Origin of the sequence: Microbacterium horticulturae (assembly GCF_029094505.1) — a bacterium.
Lineage (GTDB): Bacteria > Actinomycetota > Actinomycetes > Actinomycetales > Microbacteriaceae > Microbacterium > Microbacterium horticulturae.
The window spans coordinates 2,401,962-2,424,406 of the sequence record NZ_CP119108.1; the positions used below are offsets into that span (position 1 = coordinate 2,401,962).

Consider the following 22,445-nt stretch of genomic DNA (forward strand, 5'->3'; position numbering starts at 1 on the left):
GATTTGATGAGTTCTGAACGAGGCAGGCCGGTGCGTGGCGAAGCGCCCCGAACCTCGCTCGACTCACCTGCCGGGCAGCGCGCACGACGCGGTGAATCGCATCAGTGCGGTGGCGTCGTCGGTGGTGAACAGCTCGTCCAGCGCGACGTTGTACTCGAGCCGACGCGCGTTCGGAATGCTGACCACGTCAAAGCCGTGGGCCATCAGCTCCCCGCCCATCATCAGTCGCGCGGTGCGCTTGTTGCCGTCGAAGTAGAACTGGGTGCGGGTTGCAGACGCGGCGAACACGAGCGCCCGATCGCGCGGGTCGGCGAGATCGTCGAGGTACTCCGTGAGGCGCCTCCACCGTCCGCCCACCCCTGAGCGCGCGGATCGGCTGAGTTCTGAACAAGAGCTCGCGGCTCGCCAGCCCGGCTCGCCAGCCCGGCCCCCGGCCCCGCGCCCGGCTCAGTACCGGTAGTGGTCGAGCTTGTAGGGCCCCTCGACCGGCACTCCCAGGTAAGCGGCCTGTTCGTCGGTCAGCGTGGTCAGCTTCACGCCGAGCGCGTCCAGGTGCAGCCGCGCGACCTTCTCGTCAAGGATCTTCGGCAGCGTGTACACGCCGGTCGGGTACTGGTCGTGCCGCGTGTACAACTCGATCTGGCCGAGCACCTGGTTCGTGAACGATGCGCTCATCACGAACGATGGGTGCCCGGTCGCGTTGCCGAGGTTTAGCAGCCGGCCTTCGGAGAGAACCAGGATGCTGCGCCCGTTCGGCAGGCGCCACTCGTGCACCTGCGGCTTGATCTCGACTTTGACGGCCCCGGGCAGCGCCTCGAGTGCGGCCATGTCGATCTCGTCGTCGAAGTGGCCGACGTTGCCGACGATGGCGAGGTGCTTGAGCGACAGCAGGTGGTCGAGGTTCACGACACGCGTGTTGCCCGTGCAGGTGATGAGGATGTCGATCTGGTCGGCGACGTCTTCGAGCCGTGCGACCTGGAAGCCGTCCATCGCCGCCTGCAGTGCGCAGATCGGGTCCACCTCGCTGACGATCACGCGCGCGCCCTGCCCGCGCAGCGCCTCGGCCGCTCCCTTGCCGACGTCGCCGTAGCCGACGACGAAGGCGACCTTGCCGCCGATGAGCACGTCGGTCGCCCGGTTGATGCCGTCGGGCAGCGAGTGGCGGATGCCATACGTGTTGTCGAACTTCGACTTGGTGACCGAATCGTTGACGTTGATCGCCGGGAACAGCAGGGTGTGGGATGCCGCGAGCTCGTACAGCCGGTGCACCCCGGTGGTGGTCTCCTCGGTGGTTCCCAGCAGACCCTCGGCGATGCGCGTGAAGCGCTGCGGGTCGCGCGCAAGGCTGCGACGCAGCAGGTCGAGGATGACCCGGTACTCCGCCGAATCGGTGTCTGCGGCATCCGGAACAGACCCGGCCTTCTCGAACTCGGCGCCCTTGTGCACGAGGAGGGTGGCGTCTCCCCCGTCGTCGAGGATGAGGTTCGGGCCGTCGAAGCCCTCGGCCGACCAGTCGAAGATGCGGTCGGCGGCGTCCCAGTACTCGGGGATCGTCTCGCCCTTCCACGCGAACACCGGCACGCCGCGCGGCTCGCTGACCGTGCCGCCCGGCCCGACCACGACCGCAGCAGCGGCTTCGTCTTGCGTGGAGAAGATGTTGCAGCTGGCCCAGCGCACCTGTGCGCCGAGGGCCACGAGCGTCTCGATGAGCACCGCGGTCTGCACGGTCATGTGCAGCGAGCCGGCGATGCGCGCGCCCGCGAGCGGCTGCGCGTCGGCGAACTCCTCCCGCAGCGCCATCAGGCCCGGCATCTCGTTCTCGGCGAGCCGCAGCTGGTGGCGCCCTGCCTCAGCGAGCGAGAGGTCGGCGACCTTGTAGTCGAGGGCGCGCGCGGGTGCGGAGGTGGTGGATGCTGGCATCCCGCCATTCTCCCACGCCGCGTGTGGGCGGCCTGTGCGTGCGCTCTCCGCGCCGAGACCAGAGAAGGGTCCTCTCGCCGAGCGCAGCGAACGAGGCGCCGGATGGATGCGAGCCGCTACGCCTGCAGCGTCTCGTGCCGCACGACCATCCAGCCGCGGGGCACCGACAGCCGCTCGGTGTGGATCGCGCACAGATCGTGTGCATGCGGGTCACCCTCGGGGCCCAGTGGGCCGATCGCGGCCATCTGATCGGTGTAGTCGTACGTCAAGGTCGATACCGCTTCACGGGAGCAGCCCACCTTGGAACACAGTCTCTGGCGCATGTCCCTTCCACGCTAGCGCTGACACCGCACCCGCGGTACCACCGGCGCGCCGCATAGGATGGACGCATGATGCGGCGCCGTCCCCCACAGGTCGCACGCCCGACCCGTCACGGCCGCCATGGTCGGGTGGGGCGCAGCGCGGTCGTCCGCCCGCCACTTCCGCCACTCGAGAACCGCTACGAGAAGTTCGACCTCACCGTCAGCACTGCGGCCGAGTTCTTACGCGACGCGTGGGAAGAGCTGCGCGATGTGCGGTTCGAGATCGCAGACATGCCCGCGGCGTCCGATACCGACGGCATCCCTCGCTGGCTCGTGGACCGCAAGGGCCGCCGCATCGTGATGTTCCGCATCCCGATCGAACGGTTGAGCCACATGCCGGCGCACGATGATCTGCATCGGCGCATGGAGGTCGAGGCATGCGTGTTCCGCGCAGCCGCCGAGTATCTCAACCGCGATCCCTGGGATCTCGGGCCGGAGCGCTTTCGGTTCTGACGGCGTTTCGGCGCGTTTCGACTCGCTCCGCTCGCTCAACGATCGACTCACTGCGCTCGCGCAACGGCCCACCCCTCACCGGTAGACGGTGACCGGGGCGGATGCCGCGGCGGGGGGCGACATCGGATAGGTGGCCAGCTGCTTGTCGCCGACGAATGCGACTGAGGCGTGCACGGGGCGATCGGTGGTGATGCGGTACGAGGTGCCGGCCACCAACGTCAGCGACGCAACCTGCCCGGATGTGGCGGTGGCCGACAGTGCTTCGCCGCCGCCGACCGCGGTCGCCGTGACTTTCGCGGCCTTGCCGCTGTCAGCGAGCATGTCCAGGCGCGGCGCCGGCCCCTTCGGCACGCTGACGAGTGCGCCGTCGCCGCCCGCGTCGAGGGTCTCGGCGGGCTCCGCCCAGGTGAAGTCGTCTCCCCCGCTGATACCCGTCGCCTGCCACACGCCGGCGACCACCGGCGTGTCGGCCGATACGACGATGGCGTACGACCCGACGGCCAGCGGCAGCTGCAGCTCCGCAGGAGTACCGCCGGTGAGCGTGACCTCCTGCCCGGGACCGGTGCTGCCGTGTTCGCCGACGACGGTGACCTGGGCGGTGGTGTCGTCGTCGGGCGACAGCAGGCGCACGACGGTGAGCGGGTTGTCTTGCTGCTCTGAGGTGACGTGCACGCCGGTGATCACCTGGCGCTTGGCGGCCGCGCCCAGCGCCGTCGTCTGGTCGACACCGGTGACGTCGAGGGCGACGCTGTTACTCGCCTGAAGCATCGCGCGCACGGGCGCGCCGGTCGCGGTCACCCGCACGACGGGGGCGTCATCGCCCACCCCCAGACCCGCGAGCGGAATGACCCGCTCGGTGCCGGCTGCCACGATCACGTCATTGCCACCGGCAGGTTGCGACTGACCGTCTTTGCCGTACAGCGTGAGGTCGACGGTCGCGGCGACCTTGCCGGGGTTGGCGAGGGTGATGAGGTCGGCCGCACCGGTGGTCGTCGACCCTGCGACGAGCCACGAGTCCATGAGCGCCGGGCCGCAGGGGCTCGCGACGAAACCGCCGAGGTCGTCGGCGTCGACGGTGGTGGATGCCGCGGCCGCCGCCTGCGGTGTGTTGCGGCCGCTGGCCGAGGTGATGAGACGCAGCGGTCCGCCGTCACCGTCCACGTCGGGCGCCTTCAGGGTGCTCTTCTTCGTGCCGTCACCGGTGGCCACGATCGATTGCGTGGCAGCGACGCTGATCGACGAGGCCTGAGTGGCATCGCGGCCGATCGCCAGCAGCGGACCGGCGCAGGTCAGCACCGAGTCAGCGGCGATGGGAGCGACCTTCTGCGAGACCGGAGTCGCCTCCTGCGGCATCCAGTCGAACACGATCCCGCCCGCCACGACCGCACCCGCGCCCACCGCGATCACCGCCCCCGCGATGAGGCGTGCGGTCACTCCGACCCGGGTCATGGCAGCTCTCCTTCTGCCGCGGCGTCGCCGACCGCGATGCGGGCGACTCGTCGCGGCGCGCGGCGCCCGACGACACGGGGTGTGCTGCGTGCCCGACGACGCGACGCGGCCGTCGGCACCGCCAGCAGCAGCGCCACGGCGACGGCGATGAGCTGCGCGAGCGCGATCCCGTTACGCAGCGGGGCGACCGATGCCGCGGCGGCGGCGCGGGCCGCGACATCCCCCGTCACCCGCCACAGCGAGCCCTTCGAGGTGGTGCCGACGGCATCCAGCCCGTCCCGCTGGTCGAGGGCGGTGCCCGCGGTGAGCGCGAGCTCGCGTGCGGTGTCGTCGGGCGCAGTGCGCAGAAGCACGAAGCGAATGCCGTCGGCGCGCAGCCGGTCGACGACATCGGTCGAGGTCGGGGTGACCAGGTCGGCGGCAAGCTCCGCGACCTTCTTGTCGGCCGGCGACGGCGCTGTGCGGGTCGAGAGCACCGTCGAGGCGCCGCCGATCGTCTCGCTCTCACCCCAGACCACCGTCGCCGACACCGCACCGCCTTCGAGGGGCTCCAGCACGACCGTGCCCGTGTTGACATCGCCGCGGCCTACGGCTGCGACGTAGGCGGGCAGCGTCGACGTGGGCCCCTCGGCGATCGTCGCCGTGCCGCGCAGCTGCGCCGACAGAGAAGGCAGTGCGAACACGACCAGCGCCAGCATCACCACGGTGGCCCCGAGCGCACGGGTGCGCCCGGCGTGCAGAGCCCGGTCGGCGTCGGGGGACGGCTGCGGCGCGAATCCGGTATCGAGGGTGACGAGGGCTCCCCCGACGACGGCGGCCCACACCAGGCTGAGCGCGCTGCCCGGCCAGATCGGCACGGCGACGGCACCGTCGGCCGAGACGGCAACGCCCACCGCCGCGAACGCCGTGGCGAGCCCGACGACCGCGATGAGCACAAGAACGGTCGCGGCGATCCAGCGTCGGGTGAACAACGCCACCACCGCGAGGACGCCGAGAGGCGCGAGCAAGACGAGCATCCAGACCGCGGGCACCGTGGCTGCCCAGGGCCCGAACGCGCCCGACTGCAGCAGCGCCGCCCATCCTCCCGGGTCGGTCGTCGGCGACCCGGCCGCGAGCACAGCGCGGCCCGCGGCATCCGCCGCCACCTGCGGGCCCGCCCACGCGATTCCGGGGTCGGCCAGCAGCGCCCAGAGATTGCCTTCCGCCAGTTGGCGGAAGACGACCGGAGCGGCCATCACGATGGCCGGCACGACGATCCAGGCCACGCGGGCGGCGCCCTGGCCGCGGTGCACGGCCGAGAGCACTATCAGCAGCACAAGCCAGATCAGCACGAGCGCCGGCGCCAGCGAGGGCGCACAGGCGATGACACCGGCGAACAGCAGGGATGCCGCGCCCGCCGACCCCCAGGAGCGATGTGCGACCGCGCCGGCGTAGAGCAGCCACGGCAGAAGCAGGTGCACGAGCACGGCGGCCGGCCGGCCCTGCAGGAGCGCCGTGAGGAACGTCGGCGCTAGCGCCCACGCGATCGCACCGGTGATGCGTAGCACGGGGCGATCGGTGACGCGGGTGGCGGCGAACCATCCGCCCAACACCGCCAGCGGCAGTGCGAAGACCCAGAGCAGCACGAGGGCGCGAGAGGGATCACCCGGCCAGAGACTGCCGAGCACGGCGATCATCGCCGAGAACGGATCGGCGGGTCCCACCTCGCCCAGTCCCGACGGGAACAGGCCGAACGCGGCATCCGCCCACAATCGCGCCACGGTCGAGCGCAGCGGTGCCAGCGCACCGCCGCCGAGCGCCGGCCACACCAGCAGCGACGGGAACATGACGATCGACACCACGAGCGCGCCCAGTACTGCCCAGGCGCCGCCGCCGGTGAAGAAGCGCAGCTCGCCTCGCTGCGACAGGGCCTCGCGCACGTCCTGATCGGGGTGCAGCGACTGCCGGAGCTTCTCACGGGTCATCCGCAGGGGTGCCAGCTGACTCCAGGGCACGGCGTGTGCACGGCGGATGCGGCCGCGCGCACGGATGAGCGCTCCTAGTCGCACGATGCTCACGCCGGTCGCGCCCCACTCGGGCAGGATGCGCCCGGGGGTCTTCGCGACCAGTTGCACGGCTGCCCGCCACAGCGCCACCGGAAGGAGAGAGAGCCACAGCAGCGGCGTTGCCCACGCCTTCGCATAGACGAGACGCCGATGCAGCTGCGCGCGGCGGTGCGCGTAGGTGTTGTGGATGCTGCGCTCGGGCGGAAGTCCGACGGGGCCGGCGACCCCGTCTCCGTGGACCGCGACACGCGCCGACGGCACGACGACCGCGCGACCACCGGCAAGGCGGATGCGCACGCCCAGGTCGAGGCCCTCATCGACGCCGGCGAGGGCCGGGTCGACGCCGCGGACGGTCGCCCACGCCTCGGTGCGCACGAGTGCCGCACGGATGTCGACGCCGAGCACGTCCTCGGTGGCGTCGTGCTGCCCCTGGTCGAATTCGTCATCGGCCAGGCCGATCGTCCGCCCGAATCGTGTCATGGTCACGCCGAGCGAAACGATGCGCTCTCGCTCATCCCAGCGCACGAGCTTGGGGGCGACCACGCCGACCGAGGGGGCGATCTCGAGCGCGTCGGTCAGATGCGCGAGCGTGTCGGGTTCAGGCACCGTGTCTTGCGCGAGCAGCCAGACCGCGTCGCCCTCCAGCTCGCGACCGGCGAGCGCCAGCGCTTCGGCGAAAGTGGCCTTGCGTGACACGGTGAGGATCGATTGGGCGGGGGATGCCGCGGCGAACGCGGCCGCGTCGGCATCATCGCCGCACAGCACGATGGTCAGCGCCGAGATCGGGTGGGTCTGGGCAGCGAGCGCGGCCAGCGTCCGCTCCAACCGGTGTGCGGCGGGCACGTGCGCGTCGGGGCGCACGACGAGAAGGGCGTGGACTCGGGCGGGCATGACCTGGCAAGCCTAGGCCGGGCCGCGGCCGTTTCCGGCCCCGACTCGCCGCTGACTCAGGTCCCTGAGCGAGCAAAGCGAGACGAGGGGCCGGAATCCGTCCGCCTCAGCTCGCCTGCCGCTTCAGCCGGCGACGCTCACGCTCGCTGAGACCGCCCCAGATGCCGAAGCGCTCGTCATTCTGCAGCGCGTACTCAAGGCACTGGGCCCGGACCTCGCACGACGTGCAGATGCGCTTGGCATCTCGCGTCGAGCCGCCCTTCTCCGGAAAGAACGCCTCCGGATCGGTCTGCGCACACAGGGCATCAGCCTGCCACGCGAGCGGATTGTCCTCTTCGACCGGCTGCCGAACACCCGGCACACCGAGGTCTACCGGATCGACGAACCAATCTGCGGGAACGCCTGAGCGGTACTGTGCGCCCGTCATCTCGTTCTCCTACCTGCTTTCCCCCCACGCGATACGCGCTTGCAGATAATTACACCCGTGTGATTCGAGATGGTCAAGTCGCAGATACTAAAGGCTCATGTTCGGGTTGAAGCTTCGCGACGCGCCGACGGCGTGTCGCCGAACGATAACGAATCGCCCCGGCGGAATATCGGCCGCTCGCTTCAGCCCGTCACGCAGAGGTCCGCACGGTACCCTGAATCCCACCATGGCCGTCCGCTCGAAGCACCCTGTCGCCGCCGCCCCGACGGCGCCCGTCCGCGAGAAGACAGCGCATCTGCTGCTGCGTGCCTGGTGCATCGTCATCCTGTTCCTCTCTCTGTCGGGCGTCGCCTGGATCAACGCCATCGGATCGATCGCCACCGGCGCACTCATCGTCGCCACCGGCGTCGTGTCGCTCATCCTGTGGCTGGTCATGCGTCCGCCGGTGCAGTGGCGACGACTCCCCTGGTTCCCTGTCGCCTACGCCCTGTGGGCGGGCCTTTCGATCGCGTGGTCGCAGTGGCCCGGCACTTCGGCTCTCACCTGGGCGCTGCTGTTGATCACCGCCATGCAGGGCTTCTTCGTCGCGGCCGTGCTCACGTGGCGTGAGTTGGTGCGCGCCATCGCGTCGGCGCTCAAGTGGTGTCTGGGCCTCTCACTCCTCTTCGAGTTCATCGTCGCGGCCTTCATCCGGCAGCCGCTGCTGCCCGGTTTCGTCATCCCCGACACTCCCGCTGCCGACCCGATCGTGTACTGGTGCCGCGGCAACCTGTTCAACGACGGGCGCATCCAGGGCATCTACGGCAGCGCGAACCCGTTGGCGGCCGTGTGCCTGCTGGCGATCATCGTCTTCGCCATCCGACTCGCCTCCCGAGCACCCCGGCGGGCGTTCCTCATCGTCTGGATCGTCATCGCGGCGTTCCTCATGTACCGGGCGTCGTCAGCGACGATCTACCTCGCCACCCTCGGCGTCGCCGTCGTGCTGGCCACCGTCCTGCTCATGCGGAGCGCGAAGCGCCCCGGCGCCCGCACGAAGTGGTACGTCGTCTTCGCCGTCGTGGGTATCGGAGGCGCCCTGTCGATCTGGCTCCTGCGCGACCGCATCTTCAGCGCCCTCGGCCGCTCATCCGACCTCACCGGCCGCGAGACGATCTGGCAGTCCGTGCTCGCGCGCACCGCGCAGCATCCCGTCGTCGGCAACGGCTTCGCGACCCCCTGGATCCCCACCGATCCGCACTTCGACGGCTGGATCATCGACCACGGCCAGACGGTCATGCAGGCGCACAACATGTGGATCGACGTCTCCATGCAGCTGGGCATCGTCGGGGTCGTCCTTCTGGGCATGCTCTATCTGGCATATGTCTGGCGGGCGTGGTTCTTCGCGGTTGACCGGCCTCGCTGGGACCTGCGCGACGATCGCCCCTACTCGGCGGTCACATTGCTGCCGACGCTTGTCGGTGCCCTGCTGCTTGTGCAGGGGCTGGCCGAATCCGAGCCCCTTCTCCTGTGGGGTTGGATGTTCGTCGTCATGCTCGCCTTCAAGATCAAGCAGTCGCCGCACGTGGGTATGGGCCGCATCGAGCAGCGGGTCGCGATCGAACGCGGCGAGCTCGTACCCGACGCGGCCGACGAGGCCCAGCTCGACAATAGGGCGCACTGGTGAGAGTCCCGCCGCCGCTGCGCTGGCTGCCCGAGCTGCTGCGGTCGGCCGGCATGGCGCGCGCCTTCACCCTTGTCGTGTTCGGCGCGGTGTTCTCGTCGCACGCTGTGCAGTGGCTGGCTGGGCAGGTCACGTACGTCACGGTCATCGGTGGTCTGTGCGTGATCGGGCTCGGGATGCTGGTGGCACGGCGCCATGAGCTGTCGTTCCTGCGACTGGTGCCGATCACCCTGCTCGTGTTCGTGATCTGGCTGGGCATCAGCGTCTTCTGGAGCTACTCCCCCTCCGACACCGTGTTCGGGTGGATCTCGTTCGTCGGCATCGCCTTCCTGGCCCTCGTGGTGGGGCATGTGCGCGACACGCTGCAGACAGCACGCGCCCTCGGCGACGTGATGCGCTGGCTGCTGTCGATCTCACTCGCGCTGGAGATCGTCATCGGCATCCTCCTCCCTGAGCCTCTGCACCTGCTCGGCATCGACGGCAACATCATCGATCTGGGGCCGGTCGAGGGCATTTTCGGGTCACGCAACATGCTGGGCTTCGTCGCTGTGCTGGCGCTCATCACTTTCGTCGTGGAGTGGCGAACCGCTTCGGTGCAGCCGGGACTCGCGGTCTACTCCGTGGCCGTGAGCGGCTTGTTGGCGGCTCTCTCGCGCTCCCCGACGGTTCTGGTGCTGGCAGCGTGCGTGGGCATCGCCACGGCCATTCTGGCGATCATGCGGCGCATGCAGCCGCACAACCGCAACACGTTCCAGTGGAGCCTGGGGGCGGTCGTCGTCGTCGGCCTCGCCGTCGCCTACCTGTTCCGCCATCAGATCATCGCGGCCGCGGGCGAAGACTTCTCCATTCGCGCGAACCTGTGGCGCATGATGTCGATCTTCGTGCGCTTCTACCCCATCCAGGGCTTCGGCTGGTTCGGACCGTGGCCCGACGAGCAGTATCCGTTCATCACGATCAACTACGCGCTCGACAAGGACTACACGACCGGTCTCAACGCCTATGCCGACCTCGTGCTTCAGGTCGGCTGGGTGGGCGCCTTCCTCTTCGTCGCTATGGTCGGCATCGCCATCATCCGCTCGTGGCTGGTCGCGGGTGAGCGCCGCTCGATCGTCTACGCGTGGACGCCGCTGATCCTCGTCACACTCGTGATCAACTCGCTGTTCGAGAGCTTCACGCTCTTCGGCGCCGGGCTGCTGCTGCTCGTCGTCTGCCTCGTGCGCGCCGGTCAGTCACGCTCGTGGCGCGAGCGCATGGAGAACGTGGCGCGCGACGATCCGGGGTTGCCCGTGGAGTGAGCCGGGTCCGACGGGCACGGTGTCACTTCGCGTTGACGATCCCACCGCACGTCTTCGAGATCGAGACCTGCGTCGTCGTCACGGTCGGCGAGGTGTCGACCGAGACCGGCCCGCGCTCGCCCTTCGGGATCGTGCTCGTGTACGACACCGTACGCGTCTCGTTCTGGCCCACGAAGATGCGCATCACCTTGCCCTGATGACTGTCTTCGCTGCCGCTACGGGCGCCGTCCCACGCATCGCCGTACGCGGGGTCTGACGCGGTGATCTCCGACCCGGGCGGGGCGAAGTACATCACGTCGAGCACGAAGTCCTGCCGCGGGATCAAGTAACGCTTGTTGCGGATGCCGAGCTGATACTTCGTCATTCCCTCGCTCGGCACGCTGTTGGCCATCGTGATCGAGGTCGTCATCGTCCCGGCGTCCACGTCACACGTGACGCTGACCTTGGTCTTGAGGAAGTACTCCAACTTGCTGTACGCAGAGTCGTTCAAGTAGATGCCCACTTGGGTCGTCTTCTTGTTGTCAGCGGTGAGCGTGCCGTCCATGCCGAGTTCGGTCGACATCGCCTCCTCGGCGTCATCGGCGAACCAGGCCTTGAGCCGATCTTCCTTGATCGAGACCTGAAGCTGGTCGAGCATGTCCATGACGTCCCAGTCACCCGACGACAGCTTCTTGAAGACTCGAGCTGCCACGTCAGAGAAGAAGGCGTCCTGCGCCGAGTTGCCCTTATAACGCGAGTAGGCGTCGTAAAGCAGCGCCTCGACGACGTTGTCGGACGTCAGTGTGCGCTTGTCGGCCGTCTTGATGGGGCCGGTCACTTTGAGAACGTGGGAGAGCACCACCGGGTCGAGCATGATGAGGCCGTCGAGGTGTTCCCCCGTGGTGATGTTCCACAGTGAGTCGAAGGCGGCAGCAGTCGTGGGGAAGTTCGGAGTCCGCGTGAAGTTGCCGAACCCCGTGAAGGTATCGTCCTCATACAGCGCCTGTGTCTCCCACGGAGGATCGATCACCTTCAGGTCACGCCGGAAGCTGTACGTGCTCGTCTGCTCGCGTAGCTTGATGTGCCCGTTGTCGACGTCCACGATCGCGGTTGCCGCCGGCAGACCACCGGCCGCGCGGATCTCGGCGTTGTTCTGGAAGACGAGCATGTAGGTGCGCTTCTCATCCGCACCCGCCACCGACAGGATCGTCGGCAGGTAATGCTGCACCTGCTCAAGCGCCGGGCCCGCGTCATCCATGATGTCGAACAGCGATCCGATCGCGTTGTCGACGACCGGAAGGATCTTCGTGCGGTCGACGCCGTCGAGCTTCTTCTTCGCCTCCGCGAACGTCGCGTTGATCTCAGGCAGCGACTTCGCCGCTTCTTCGACAGGGCCGAGGTCGACGCCCCCGCCCGACACCGACATGCTGTCGATCTTCAGCGCACTGAGCATCTTCACACCGGCCGGCAGAGCGCCCTCGACCACGATGTTCGTGGCTTCAGTCGCCTTGCGCACCGCGTCGACGTTCTGCCCCACCAGCGGGATGCCCGAGGCGATCTCCCACAGCGGCCCCTGGACGGTCGCGTTCGCGTCGCGCGTCAGGGCCATGATCTTGTCGCCCGCCGCGGTGATCTTTGCCGATTCACCCTTCTTCACGTAGCTCATGATCGACGTGATCTGCGACTTCGCGCTCATCAGATCGTTCTTGACGGTGATCGCCTGAACAGCGAACACCGCGGTGATCGCGGCGAACACACCGAGTACGCCGACGACGACCGATGCGGTGATCCACGGCCAGCGACGACGTCTCATCACCGCGTGGTGACCGGTGCGGTCGACGCGGTGGCGTCCAGTGGGAGGGGTCTTGGGCACCTGAGAAGGATACCGGGGTCACCTTGTGACGAAGCCGAAAGACTGCCCGGTCACGCTGCGCTCGTTCCTACGAGGCAGGTGTGGACAGCGCGGCACAGCTCTTCGCCACCGTGACGGGGGTGGAGGCCGCGGTGGGCGTGTAGCGCACGGAGACAGGGCCGGAGCCGGCATCCGACAGAGTGCTCGTGAACGACACCGTGCGGGTTTCGCCCTCCGCCACGAAGATGCGCATGCTCTCGACGTCACGCTTGTCTTCGGTGCCGGTCTTCGTCGCCGACGGGTCATCGCCGTCAGCGGGGTCGGAGTTGTCGATCTTCGTGCCGGGCGGAGCGAAGTACATGACGTCGAGGATGAACGACGTGCGTGGAATGCCGTAACGATTGTTCCGGATGCCGAGCTGGTACGACGTCATCTCATCATTTGCAGACAGATTGTTCGTCACCGTGACGCTTGTGGTGATTGTGCGGGCATCAGGGTTGCACGTGACGGCCACCTTCGACGTGAGGAAGTACTCGAGCTTGCTGGCCGCGTAGTCGTTGAGGAAGATGCCGACCTGCGTCGTCTCCTTGTTGGTGGTCTTCAGCTGACCGTCGAGCCCCAAGTCCACCGACATCGCCTGTTCGTCGTCGTTCGCGAACCACAGGTACAGCCGCTGCTCGTCGGCCGAGGTGTGCAGAGCGTTGTACATCTTCATGACATCCCAGCCGCCGCCGGCGACCTTCATGAACACGCGGGCAGCCACGTCGGCGAAGAAGAGGTCCTGCGCCGTGCCTGACGGGTAGCGCACGTACGCCTTGTAGAGGAGCTCGTCGACGACGTTGGCTGAGGTCAGCTTCGTGCCGTCGTCGACGGTCACGGGCCCCGTGACTTTGAGGACGTGCGAGAGCACGACGGGATCGATGCTGAACACGCCGTCGAGCTTTTCGCCGTAGGTGTTGTACCAGAGGGCGTCGAAGGCCTTGGCCGTGGTTGGAAAGTTCGGGGTGCGCGTGAAGTTGCCGAATCCGGAGAAGGTGTCGGTGTCGTACAGGCCGAGCGTCGACGTCGGCAGGTCGATCACCTGCTGGTCGCGGCGGAAGCTGTAGGTGCTGGTCTGCTTGCCGAGCGCGATCTTGCCGTCGTCCATGTTCACCTGAGCGGTGGCCGCAGGGAGGCCGCCCGTGCTGCGGGTCTCAGCGTTGTTCTGGAAGATGAGCAGGTACGAACGGGGCCCGTCGGCGCCCGCGATATCGAGGAGTGCCGGGAGGTACTGCTCGACGCTCTTCAGCAGCGGCGCCGTCTCATCCATGACGTCGAACAACGGGGAGATCGCGTTGTCGACCACGGGCAGGATCTTGGTGCGATCGACCGAGTCGAGTTGCGTCTGCGCTGCGCCGAACGCCTTGTTGATCGTGGGCAACGTCTTCTCGGCCTGCTTCAATGGCTCGAGGTTGATGCCGCCACCCTTCACGGTGAGGCTGTCGGCCTTCATCGTGTCGAGCATCTTCACACCGGCGGGCATCGCTCCTTCGACCAGCGTGTGCGTCGCCTCGGCCGCCGTACGCACGGCGTCGACGTTGCGTCCGATAAACGGGATGGCCGCCGAGATCGTCCACAACGGCCCCTGCACAGTCTCGTTCGCGTGCGTGGTGAGGTCGGAGACCTTGTCGGCGGCCGCCTGAACCGCCGCGGCATCCCCCTTCTTCACAGCCTTCATGACGGTGTTCACCTCAGACTTCGCCGACGTCAGGTCGTCTTTGACAGACAGCGCTTGCACGGCGAACACCACCGCCGCGGCAGCGATGATCACGATGACGGCGAGGATGCCGGTGACCCACGGCCAGCGACGACGCTTGCGCTTAGCGTGGGAAGCGTCGGTGTCGGAACTGTGTCGTCCGGCTGCGTTCGATGAGTCAGGCACGGTCCGAGGCTAGCCAGGCAGCGCTGGGATACTGCCGTGAAGCAAAGTGACCAATCCGCTGCGCATAAACACCTCCCGTATGATCGACGGTGCATACCCGCCCGTGCGCTACGCCGAGGAGTTCGATCCCAGATGCAGAGACTGCGCAGCATCCTGCGTCGCAGCATCTTCCTGCAGAGGGCGCGGTTCTGGCCGCTCGCCGCCATTTATGCCGTTCTCACGCGCTTCACTCGCGTACGTACAAACAGGACTTTGTTTCTCTCCGACTCACGCGAAGGATTTTCCGGCAACTTCGCTTTTCTGCGTGACGAGGTTCTCAGGCAGGCTCCGCGCGCGGAGGTGATCGGGGCGTTCAAACCTCGCATGCGTGCGCGACGCCCACTGAAGGATCTTCTACGCCTGCCATGGCTCCTGGCGACCGCGCAAACGATCGTCCTCGATGACTTCTACCCGGTGATCTACGGATGCCGGATTCGGCCCGAATCCAGGCTCCTTCAGGTGTGGCACGCGGCCGGCGCCTTCAAGCGAGTCGGTTACAGTCGCGAGAAGCTTCCAGGTGGGCCGCCTCCGGGCTCGATAATTCACCGCAATTACACCGATGCCACCGTCAGCAGCGAGGCCATCCGGCACGATTACGCCGAAGCGTTCGGTATCACCCTCTCTCGCGTCAAGGCGCTCGGGGTGCCACGCACAGACGCCTTCTTCGATGAAGGCCTCGTCACGCGCACCGCTCGGGAAGTCCGCGACCGATACGGTATCCCCGACGCGAAGCGGATAGCCCTGTACGCCCCTACCTTTCGCGGCAACGGTCAGATCACCGCGACCTTCGACTACGACAGCATCGACTGGGGTGCCCTTACGCGCGACCTCGGCGATGACTGGGTCGTCATGGTCAAGATGCATCCCTTCGTGAAGTCGCTTGCTGTCGCTAGACCCGACGTTCGCAATGTGATCGACGTGACCACTGACCGCGAAATCACTCAGCTGCTGATGGCTGCCGATGTCCTCGTCACGGACTACTCATCGACGATCTTCGAGTACGCGCTGCTCCGGCGACCGATCGTCTTCTTCTGCCCGGATTTGGAGTCTTACACTGCCGAGCGAGACTTCTATTATCCGTTCGAACGCTACCTCTCGGCCGGTTTGCTCGTGCGGGATGCCGCGCAACTGGCCCCGGCGATCAGCGCAGCGAAGTTCGAGGCGAGTGAAGAATCCTTCCACGAATACTTCATGAGCGCGTGCGACGGCCACGCGTCGGAACGCGTCACCCGCGAGATCATCCTGAACCCACGACACTCCGGAACCCCCGCTGACGCGGCGCCCGGGGGCAATTCGCCTGCGCCGACCCGCGCATCAGGCCACATGCGATACCGCCTGCTCGTCGCGCACCTCGCGCGTGTCCTTCTTAACGTTGCATATTTGCCGTTGCGGATGCTGCCGCGAAGCCGCAAGGTCCTCATGATCAGCCGCGAGCACAGCAGTGTCCCTGAGGACTTCGTCGATCTCGAAGCAGCGATTCGACGTGCAGACGCGACGGTGCGGGTTGTCATACTCGTGCGAATGGTGCCGCCCGGCATCCTTGCAAAAGCCGGCTATGCCTTTCACATGCTCGCACAGCTCTACCACGTGGCCACATCCAGGGTGCTCGTGGTGGATACATATGCCATGGTCGCCAGCCTTCTCCGGCACGGCAGCGGGCTGACCATCGTCCAGATCTGGCACGCCCTGGGCGCCTTCAAGAAATTCGGGCTGAGCATCCTCGATCACGCCGAAGGAAGAGACGCGCGTCTCGCTAAAGCGATGCGCATGCACGAGGGCTATGACTTCGTGCTCGCGAGTGCCGAAGATGCGCGCACTCCGTTCGCCGAGGCGTTGGGGGTGCCGCGTGGCAAAGTCGTCGTCGCACCTCTCCCCCGGGTCGACCGCATGCTCGATCCAGTTCGAGCGCGAACCATTCGTGAGCATATCTACGCCTCGCACCCGCACCTGCGCGGCAAGACCGTGGCGGTGTTCGCTCCGACCTTCCGCCTCGACGGACAGGTCACCGTCGACGTGGCGGATCTCGCCCGTGCCCTAGACGAGATCGGTGTTCACCTCGTGGTGAAGCTCCATCCGCTTATGCCGATCGACTTCGGGACGGGGATTGACATGGCTCCCGGGTTCTCCACGCAGGAGATGCTCCAGGTGGCGGACATGTTCATCACCGATTACTCGTCGGCTCTGTACGAGGCATCTCTCCTCGGTGTGCCCGGGTATTTCCTAGCGCCTGATCTCGAAGAGTACATGGCTTCGCGCGATTTCTACCTCGACTACCGGAATGATCTGCCTGGCCCCATTGTCGAAGATGTTCTGTCACTCGCCGCCGCGATTGCCGCCGGCCAGGCGACCAAGGAGGCAACCCGTGCGTTCGCACAGCACTGGGTGCAAATTCCGGAGGAGTCGTCGAGCGCACACACACCTTGCGCAGACACCATCGCAACGCTCGTTCTTCGTCACATCGGGCGCTGAGCGCCGCGAATAGGATGGTGCGGTGCGCGGCACCGACTGAGATCCGCGACTCCCTCTTCTCATAGGAGATTTCATGACAGCTGACCCGCGTACCGTTGCCGTCGTCCTCGCGGGCGGTATCGGTGTCCGCGTCGGCTTGGGTATCCCCAAACAGCTGATCAAGATCGCCGGTAAGGCCATCGTCGAGCACACGCTCGAATCCCTAGAAAACAGCGCGTTGATCGACGAGATCATCATCATGATGAACGCATCGTCCATTCACGAGCTCGACCACCTTCTCGACCACGACAGATTTCCGAAGCTCACGCGAATTTTACCGGGTGGGCAGACTCGTAACGACACCACACAGCTCGCGATCGCCGCGCTGGAGGGTGACGACACGAAAGTCCTCTTCCATGACGCTGTCCGACCTTTCATCGATGACCGCATCATCAGGGACTGCGTGGATGCATTGGACGAGTATGACGCGGTCGACACGGCGATCCCTTCGGCCGACACGATCGTGCGCATCGATGACTCGGGTCGCATTACTGACATACCGAACCGCGCGACGCTCCGCCGCGGGCAGACGCCTCAGGCTTTCCGGCTCGGCACCATTCGCCGTGCATACGAGGTCGCGCGCACCGACCCGGGCTTCACTGCCACTGATGACTGCGGCGTGGTCTTCACCTACTTGCCCGATGTGCCGATCCACGTCATCGAAGGCACTGCAGAGAACATGAAAGTAACCGAGCCTATCGACGTCCACATCGCCGACAAACTTTTTCAGCTACAGTCGGCGAGCCTGTCGCTGGAGAACACGAAGACGCCGCCTGATCTGTCGGGCAAGGTCGTCGTGGTTTTCGGCGGCAGTTACGGTATCGGGAGCAGTATCGTGGATCAGGCCACCACGGCAGGAGCAACAGTCTGCGAGTTTAGCCGCTCGACGACAGGAACCGACGTGCGCTCGGCCAAAGCGGTGCGCAAGGCCCTTGCAGCGGTCGAAGGCGCACACGGCCGTGTCGACATCGTCGTAGTCACTGCGGGCGTCCTCCACATTGCCCCGCTCATTGACACACGCAAGAGCGATCTGAAGAACACGATCGAGACGAATCTACTCGCGCCGGCGATCGTCGCGCGCGAGGCGTACCCGTATCTCGAGGCATCCGGCGGTCAGGTGATCCTCTTCACCTCAAGTTCCTACACACGCGGCCGAGCGAACTACAGCGCCTACTCCGCGACGAAAGCAGGCGTGGTCAACCTCACACAGGCACTCGCCGAGGAGTGGTCCCACACGGGCGTGCGAATCAACTGCATCAGCCCCCAGCGCACCAAGACACCGATGCGCACACAGGCATTCGGCGATGAGCCTGAAGACTCATTACTTGACCCTGACGATGTCGCAAGGGTCTCGCTCAGCGTCGCTGCGTCCGACCTCACCGGCCAGGTCGTCACCGTGCAGGTGGCGCAGATGCGGGGTCGCGGCTGACCCGTGGCTGCCGCTGGCACGCGACCGCATCGACTACACTTATCAAGGAATGAGAAGAACTCTAGGCGTCGTCGGACTGCTGACTAATGAGAACGTCGGCGACTACCTTTTGGTCGAGGCTTCGAAGTACCTGCTGCGATCGCACGACCCCGACACACTACTGGTCGACATCGACGTGGACCCGCAGACAAAGGGCGTACGTTCCGGGCGGCGACGCATTAACTTCCGGGTAGCGGCCATCATGAAGGTTTTCGAGCGCCCTATCCGGTCCATTCTCCGCGATCCACGCATCGCCTACTACTACAATTACGCGTACTGGAAGATCAAACTCGGCTGGTACTTCAACGAGCGAATCAGGGATCTCGACGCCATCGTCTTCACGGGCGGCGGATTCATTAAGTTCAAGACGCAAGGTTTGAACTATATAGACGAACTCATTCTGGGCGCAGCACGCAAGCGCGATATTCCGGTGATGATGAACGGCGTCGGTGTGGAGGGTTACAGCCCGACGGACATTCGGTGCCAGCGGCTAAAGAAGGCTCTGAACTCCCCGAACGTCAAGATGATTACCACCCGTGACGACATCGACACGCTCGACAACGACTACATCATTAACGCCGACATCGTTACGGAGCGCGTGGGCGATCCGGTGTTCTGGCTGAATGAGATGGAGATGATCGATCAGAGTGGCCGCAAGGGCGAACGCTCGCATCAGCTGATCGGCATTAACCTTCTCAATCCTCAGAATTTTTCGGTGTACGGGGGCGACCTCTCGCCGGACGGCGTCGTCAACTTCTATCGGAGCCTGATCGCAGAACTCCAACGGCTCGACGCAGAATTCGTTCTCTTCTCCAACGGCATGAAGGTCGACCAGCAGTTCGGTCAGTCGCTGGTCGTGAGCATGAACCTGCGCAACGATCAGCTCCTGCACAGGCCGACGAGCTCAGCCGAGTTCGTGAACATGATCGCCGGCTTCGACATCATCCTCAGTGCACGCATGCACGCCGGGATTACGGCGTACGCGATCGATGTTCCGGTGGTCGGGCTCATCTGGGGAGAGAAGCTGCAGTTTCTCACTGAGATCACTGGCCTGCGTGACAGATACTTCGCCGAGGACGAGCTCGACGCGACGAAGATCGCGCATCTGCTCGTGCGCAACAACCTGCCCAGCCCAGACGTCGAACGGCGCGCGCAGCTTCGAGATCGCACTCGCCACCAGCTCACCCGTTTCGTCGAGAGCGTGCCCCGGAGGCAAGCATGTTCAACAAGCTGATCGAAGGGCGGCTTCTTACGCTGCTTGTCGGAAGCGTCTTCCGTCTCGTCGAGATCTTCGTTCGCACCATTCACATCGGTGTGCGGGCAGTGCGGCTGCTCATCCAGGAACTCCTCACGTCCCCGATCGACGCCCGGATATCCGCCTTCGGCAAGCGGTGGCTAGCAAACAGGACGGAAATCGATGCGTCGTCGGTCATCTTCATTGCGCAGCATGGTGAGTACACCGGCGATCCGAAATACATCGCGGAAGAGATTCTGCGCCGCGGTGCTCCGTACAAGATCACTTGGGTGCTCAGCGAGGATTCGGTGGGCCCCTTCCCGCAAGACTTCCGATTCGTGCATGCGGGCACAGCCCACAGCTTCCGAGCGATCGCCCGCGCGAAGGTCGTGATCCAAGACGGCTACGGGCTGCAAGACAGCGGCGCCGCAAAAGGCTCTTCTCAGACCTGGGTACAGGCGGGGGACGCAGGCTTCGCGATGAAGCCACATGGGGAGGCTGGCATCCGCACTACCGACCGGCGATTGCGCCGGCTCGGCGGCCCACAGATGGATCTCGTTCTCACCAGCAGCCCGTATGAGGACGAAATCGTCGCGGCTTCATCTTGGCCTCATGTTCCGACGCTGATGGTCGGCCATGCTCGGAACGACATTCTCATTAACACGCCTCCGCAGCTCACGCAAGAGCTGCGAAAGAAGGTACTCGACAGACTCAACATCGTCGACATGGGGCAGCGGTTCGTGCTCTATACACCGTCGCACGTGGGCGTCCCCGGAACCAGCAGTGTCAGCGGTGTCGACCTGGTCGCGGTACGTGAGGCACTGTCCGACAAGTTCGGTGGGATCTGGGACATCCTGATCCGCACGTACGACCGCAGCGAACCTGGGGCCGGCCCACTGGCCGGGCTTCCCGTGTACTGCCACAACGTGACCCTCTATCCCGATATGCAGGAGCTCTTGGTCGTCGCCGATGCATACATCGGCGACGACTCCCGTTGGATGCGCGACTATCTACTCACTCGCAAGCCAACGTTCGCGTACTCCACTGGTATTGACACGTCGAACCAAGATCTGCTGCACGCGATCGATCAGTTCGACCAGGGAACTCACGATCGCACGATCACGCAGATGCGGGAGATGGACGGCAACACCGACGACGGCGATGCCGCATCTCGAACCGTCGACAAGATCGAATCGCTCATGAGCCCGTCTGTATTCCAACGGGAGCACCGACCATGACGCCCGAAGCCGAAGAGGCGCCACGCCCTGCACCGCTATCCGCTACCTCGGCAGTGTACGCGCTCGATGTCATCACGATCGCCTGGGAGCGTATCCACCTGATGATACGGCTGCGGCTGAAGCCCACCGTCGGCGGTGCCAGAGCGATCTCACCAACACCGGTGTCGTTTGTCTTAACAGACGGCGCACAGGTTTTCGATCTGGCTTTCACCGGCGAAGGCGAAGGTACTTACGCCATCCACGTCAACGTCACAAATTTCCACCAACGCCATGCTGTCCCCGATGGCACTTGGCGGATCCAAGCAGTCATCGATCACCGCCCGGGCCCGATCGCGTCATACGACGGCACAACCCTGGATCCGCTCGATGAAGCGTCCCGAGTGTTTCTATACGACAAGAACCGTGCTGCCATGACCGTCTCGTACGGCATCAACGAAAATGCGGATGACCCGACGCGTCTCGACTTTCTCGTTCAGACGTATCAATTTCACCGTTCTCCACCACCAGCGGGGAGAACGACGATCCTTGCGCGGGTAAAGGCGAAGCTTCTCGGCAATCGGGCGAAGCAGGCTTATGCACGCATGATCTATAACTTCGTTGTCCGCCTCGTCGGGCCCAGACCGGGAAGGATCCTCTTCGCCTCCGACCAGCAGCCTTCGATGGAGGGCAACCTCCGCCGGGTCCACGAGCGCATGACCGAACGGGGGCTCGACGCGAGGTTCGATATGCGTACCTCCTTCCGTTTGCCGGCGACCACTGGCTGGGTGACAACCACACGCATCCTTTGTCTCCTGGCCACGAGCGAAATCGTCCTCCTCGATGACTACTTCGGCCTCCTCAACACAGTAACCATCGATTCCCGCTCGCGCGTCATCCAGTTGTGGCATGCCGGCATCGGCTTCAAATCGGTTGGTTACAGCCGTTTCGGTCGTAGCGACTCGCCTAAGCTCAGTCAGCCGCACCGGCAATATTCCTATGCGATCTGCGGGTCGGAACACCTTCGTCCTGTCTATGCGGAAGCGTTCGGGATCGAGGAGAGCGCGGTCATCCCGACGGGGCTGCCGCGTATCGATTGGTTCCTCGACGAGAAGCGAACCGCCTCGTTCACAGAGACGTTCTTTGATCAGCATCCGCATCTCCGTGGAAAACGAATCATTCTCTTCGCTCCGACATTCCGCGGGGCCTCCTACCACGAGGCGTCATACGACTACGGACTCATCGACTTCGTCGCCCTCTACGAAGCGTGCCCAGCCGACACCGTCGTACTCTTCCGGATGCACCACTTCGTGAAGGATCCCATCGACATCCCCGAGAAGTACCGAGACCGATTTTTCGACTTCACGGGGTTCGCGGACGGGCTGGGCTTGCTCCATGTCACGGACCTCTTGATCACTGACTACTCCTCGATCATCTATGAGTTCGCGTTGCTCAACCGCCCGATGCTGTTCTTCGCGCCCGACAAGACGGTCTATGGGGCGACTCGCGGCTTCCACCGCGACTACGAGCGAACGGCTCCTGGCCGTGTCTGCGAGAGTTTCGATGAGGTCGTCAGCGCTATCGAGCAGGGAGATTTCGATCAGGAGAAACTCAATCGCTTCCGCGATCAGAACTTTGACAGAATCGACACGGGCGCCGCGGACCGCGTGATCGATTGGCTCATTCTCGACAAGGAACGCGGGTTCGCGACGAGCGACGGAGGCTGAA

Annotated in this window: 16 protein-coding genes; 8 read left to right on the forward strand and 8 right to left on the reverse strand. The window is 65.4% G+C overall.

Going from position 1 to position 22,445, the window contains the following annotated elements:
- Nucleotides 1-63: 63 nt before the first annotated feature.
- The 3 genes from PU630_RS11580 to PU630_RS11590 all read right to left on the reverse strand — a co-directional run bounded on the left by PU630_RS11580 (nucleotide 64) and on the right by PU630_RS11590 (nucleotide 2,243).
- Complete coding sequence (locus PU630_RS11580; RefSeq protein ID WP_275277219.1) at nucleotides 64-357, reverse strand: hypothetical protein; 294 nt, start codon at nucleotides 355-357, stop codon at nucleotides 64-66.
- Nucleotides 358-447: 90 nt separating this feature from the next.
- Complete coding sequence (gene ahcY, locus PU630_RS11585) at nucleotides 448-1,920, reverse strand: adenosylhomocysteinase (RefSeq protein ID WP_275277220.1); 1,473 nt, start codon at nucleotides 1,918-1,920, stop codon at nucleotides 448-450.
- 116 nt (nucleotides 1,921-2,036) lie between these two features.
- The gene (locus PU630_RS11590) at nucleotides 2,037-2,243 is read right to left on the reverse strand and encodes a DUF3499 family protein (protein WP_275277221.1); all 207 of its coding nucleotides are present in this window, start codon (nucleotides 2,241-2,243) and stop codon (nucleotides 2,037-2,039) included.
- A 69-nt stretch (nucleotides 2,244-2,312) separates the two neighbouring features.
- Between PU630_RS11590 and PU630_RS11595 the strand changes: the two genes are divergently transcribed.
- A complete protein-coding gene (locus tag PU630_RS11595; RefSeq protein WP_275280092.1) occupies nucleotides 2,313-2,735 on the forward strand; it encodes a metallopeptidase family protein in 423 nt (140 codons plus the stop codon).
- 75 nt (nucleotides 2,736-2,810) lie between these two features.
- On the opposite strand, the gene PU630_RS11600 is transcribed toward PU630_RS11595, so the two are convergent.
- From PU630_RS11600 to PU630_RS11610, 3 genes are all read right to left on the reverse strand, one after another.
- A complete protein-coding gene (locus PU630_RS11600) occupies nucleotides 2,811-4,184 on the reverse strand; it encodes a DUF5719 family protein (RefSeq protein ID WP_275277222.1) in 1,374 nt (457 codons plus the stop codon).
- Complete coding sequence (locus tag PU630_RS11605) at nucleotides 4,181-7,120, reverse strand: glycosyltransferase family 2 protein (protein ID WP_275277223.1); 2,940 nt, start codon at nucleotides 7,118-7,120, stop codon at nucleotides 4,181-4,183. The genes PU630_RS11600 and PU630_RS11605 overlap by 4 nt, the downstream gene beginning before the upstream one ends.
- A gap of 106 nt (nucleotides 7,121-7,226) precedes the next feature.
- Entirely contained in the window at nucleotides 7,227-7,547 is a 321-nt protein-coding gene (locus PU630_RS11610) for a WhiB family transcriptional regulator (RefSeq protein ID WP_275277224.1), read from the reverse strand.
- Nucleotides 7,548-7,773: 226 nt separating this feature from the next.
- On the opposite strand from PU630_RS11610, the gene PU630_RS11615 reads away from it, so the two are divergent.
- Together PU630_RS11615 and PU630_RS11620 are read left to right on the forward strand one after the other, a co-directional pair.
- Entirely contained in the window at nucleotides 7,774-9,210 is a 1,437-nt protein-coding gene (locus PU630_RS11615) for an O-antigen ligase family protein (RefSeq protein WP_275277225.1), read from the forward strand.
- Nucleotides 9,207-10,502, forward strand: a complete 1,296-nt coding sequence (locus PU630_RS11620; RefSeq protein WP_275277226.1) for an O-antigen ligase family protein — start codon at nucleotides 9,207-9,209, stop codon at nucleotides 10,500-10,502. Before PU630_RS11615 ends, PU630_RS11620 begins: the two co-directional genes overlap by 4 nt.
- 22 nt (nucleotides 10,503-10,524) lie before the next feature.
- Here PU630_RS11620 and PU630_RS11625 read toward each other — a convergent pair whose 3' ends face one another.
- A complete protein-coding gene (locus tag PU630_RS11625) occupies nucleotides 10,525-12,354 on the reverse strand; it encodes a DUF4012 domain-containing protein (RefSeq protein WP_275277227.1) in 1,830 nt (609 codons plus the stop codon).
- 67 nt (nucleotides 12,355-12,421) lie between these two features.
- The gene (locus PU630_RS11630; RefSeq protein ID WP_275277228.1) at nucleotides 12,422-14,254 is read right to left on the reverse strand and encodes a DUF4012 domain-containing protein; all 1,833 of its coding nucleotides are present in this window, start codon (nucleotides 14,252-14,254) and stop codon (nucleotides 12,422-12,424) included.
- A 132-nt stretch (nucleotides 14,255-14,386) separates the two neighbouring features.
- On the opposite strand from PU630_RS11630, the gene PU630_RS11635 reads away from it, so the two are divergent.
- The 5 genes from PU630_RS11635 (at nucleotide 14,387) to PU630_RS11655 (ending at nucleotide 22,444) form a co-directional block, all read left to right on the forward strand.
- Nucleotides 14,387-16,762 carry a CDP-glycerol glycerophosphotransferase family protein gene (locus PU630_RS11635; protein ID WP_275277229.1) on the forward strand — a complete coding sequence of 792 codons (2,376 nt, stop codon included), beginning with the start codon at nucleotides 14,387-14,389 and terminating at the stop codon, nucleotides 16,760-16,762.
- 73 nt (nucleotides 16,763-16,835) lie between these two features.
- Nucleotides 16,836-18,230: a bifunctional cytidylyltransferase/SDR family oxidoreductase gene (locus PU630_RS11640; protein WP_275277230.1), complete on the forward strand. Its 1,395-nt coding sequence runs from the start codon at nucleotides 16,836-16,838 to the stop codon at nucleotides 18,228-18,230.
- 49 nt (nucleotides 18,231-18,279) lie between these two features.
- Nucleotides 18,280-19,503, forward strand: coding sequence for a polysaccharide pyruvyl transferase family protein (locus PU630_RS11645; protein WP_275277231.1), 1,224 nt, complete (start codon nucleotides 18,280-18,282; stop codon nucleotides 19,501-19,503).
- Nucleotides 19,488-20,741, forward strand: coding sequence for a CDP-glycerol glycerophosphotransferase family protein (locus tag PU630_RS11650; RefSeq protein ID WP_275277232.1), 1,254 nt, complete (start codon nucleotides 19,488-19,490; stop codon nucleotides 20,739-20,741). Before PU630_RS11645 ends, PU630_RS11650 begins: the two co-directional genes overlap by 16 nt.
- Nucleotides 20,738-22,444 carry a CDP-glycerol glycerophosphotransferase family protein gene (locus tag PU630_RS11655; protein WP_275277233.1) on the forward strand — a complete coding sequence of 569 codons (1,707 nt, stop codon included), beginning with the start codon at nucleotides 20,738-20,740 and terminating at the stop codon, nucleotides 22,442-22,444. The genes PU630_RS11650 and PU630_RS11655 overlap by 4 nt, the downstream gene beginning before the upstream one ends.
- Nucleotide 22,445: the final 1 nt, after the last annotated feature.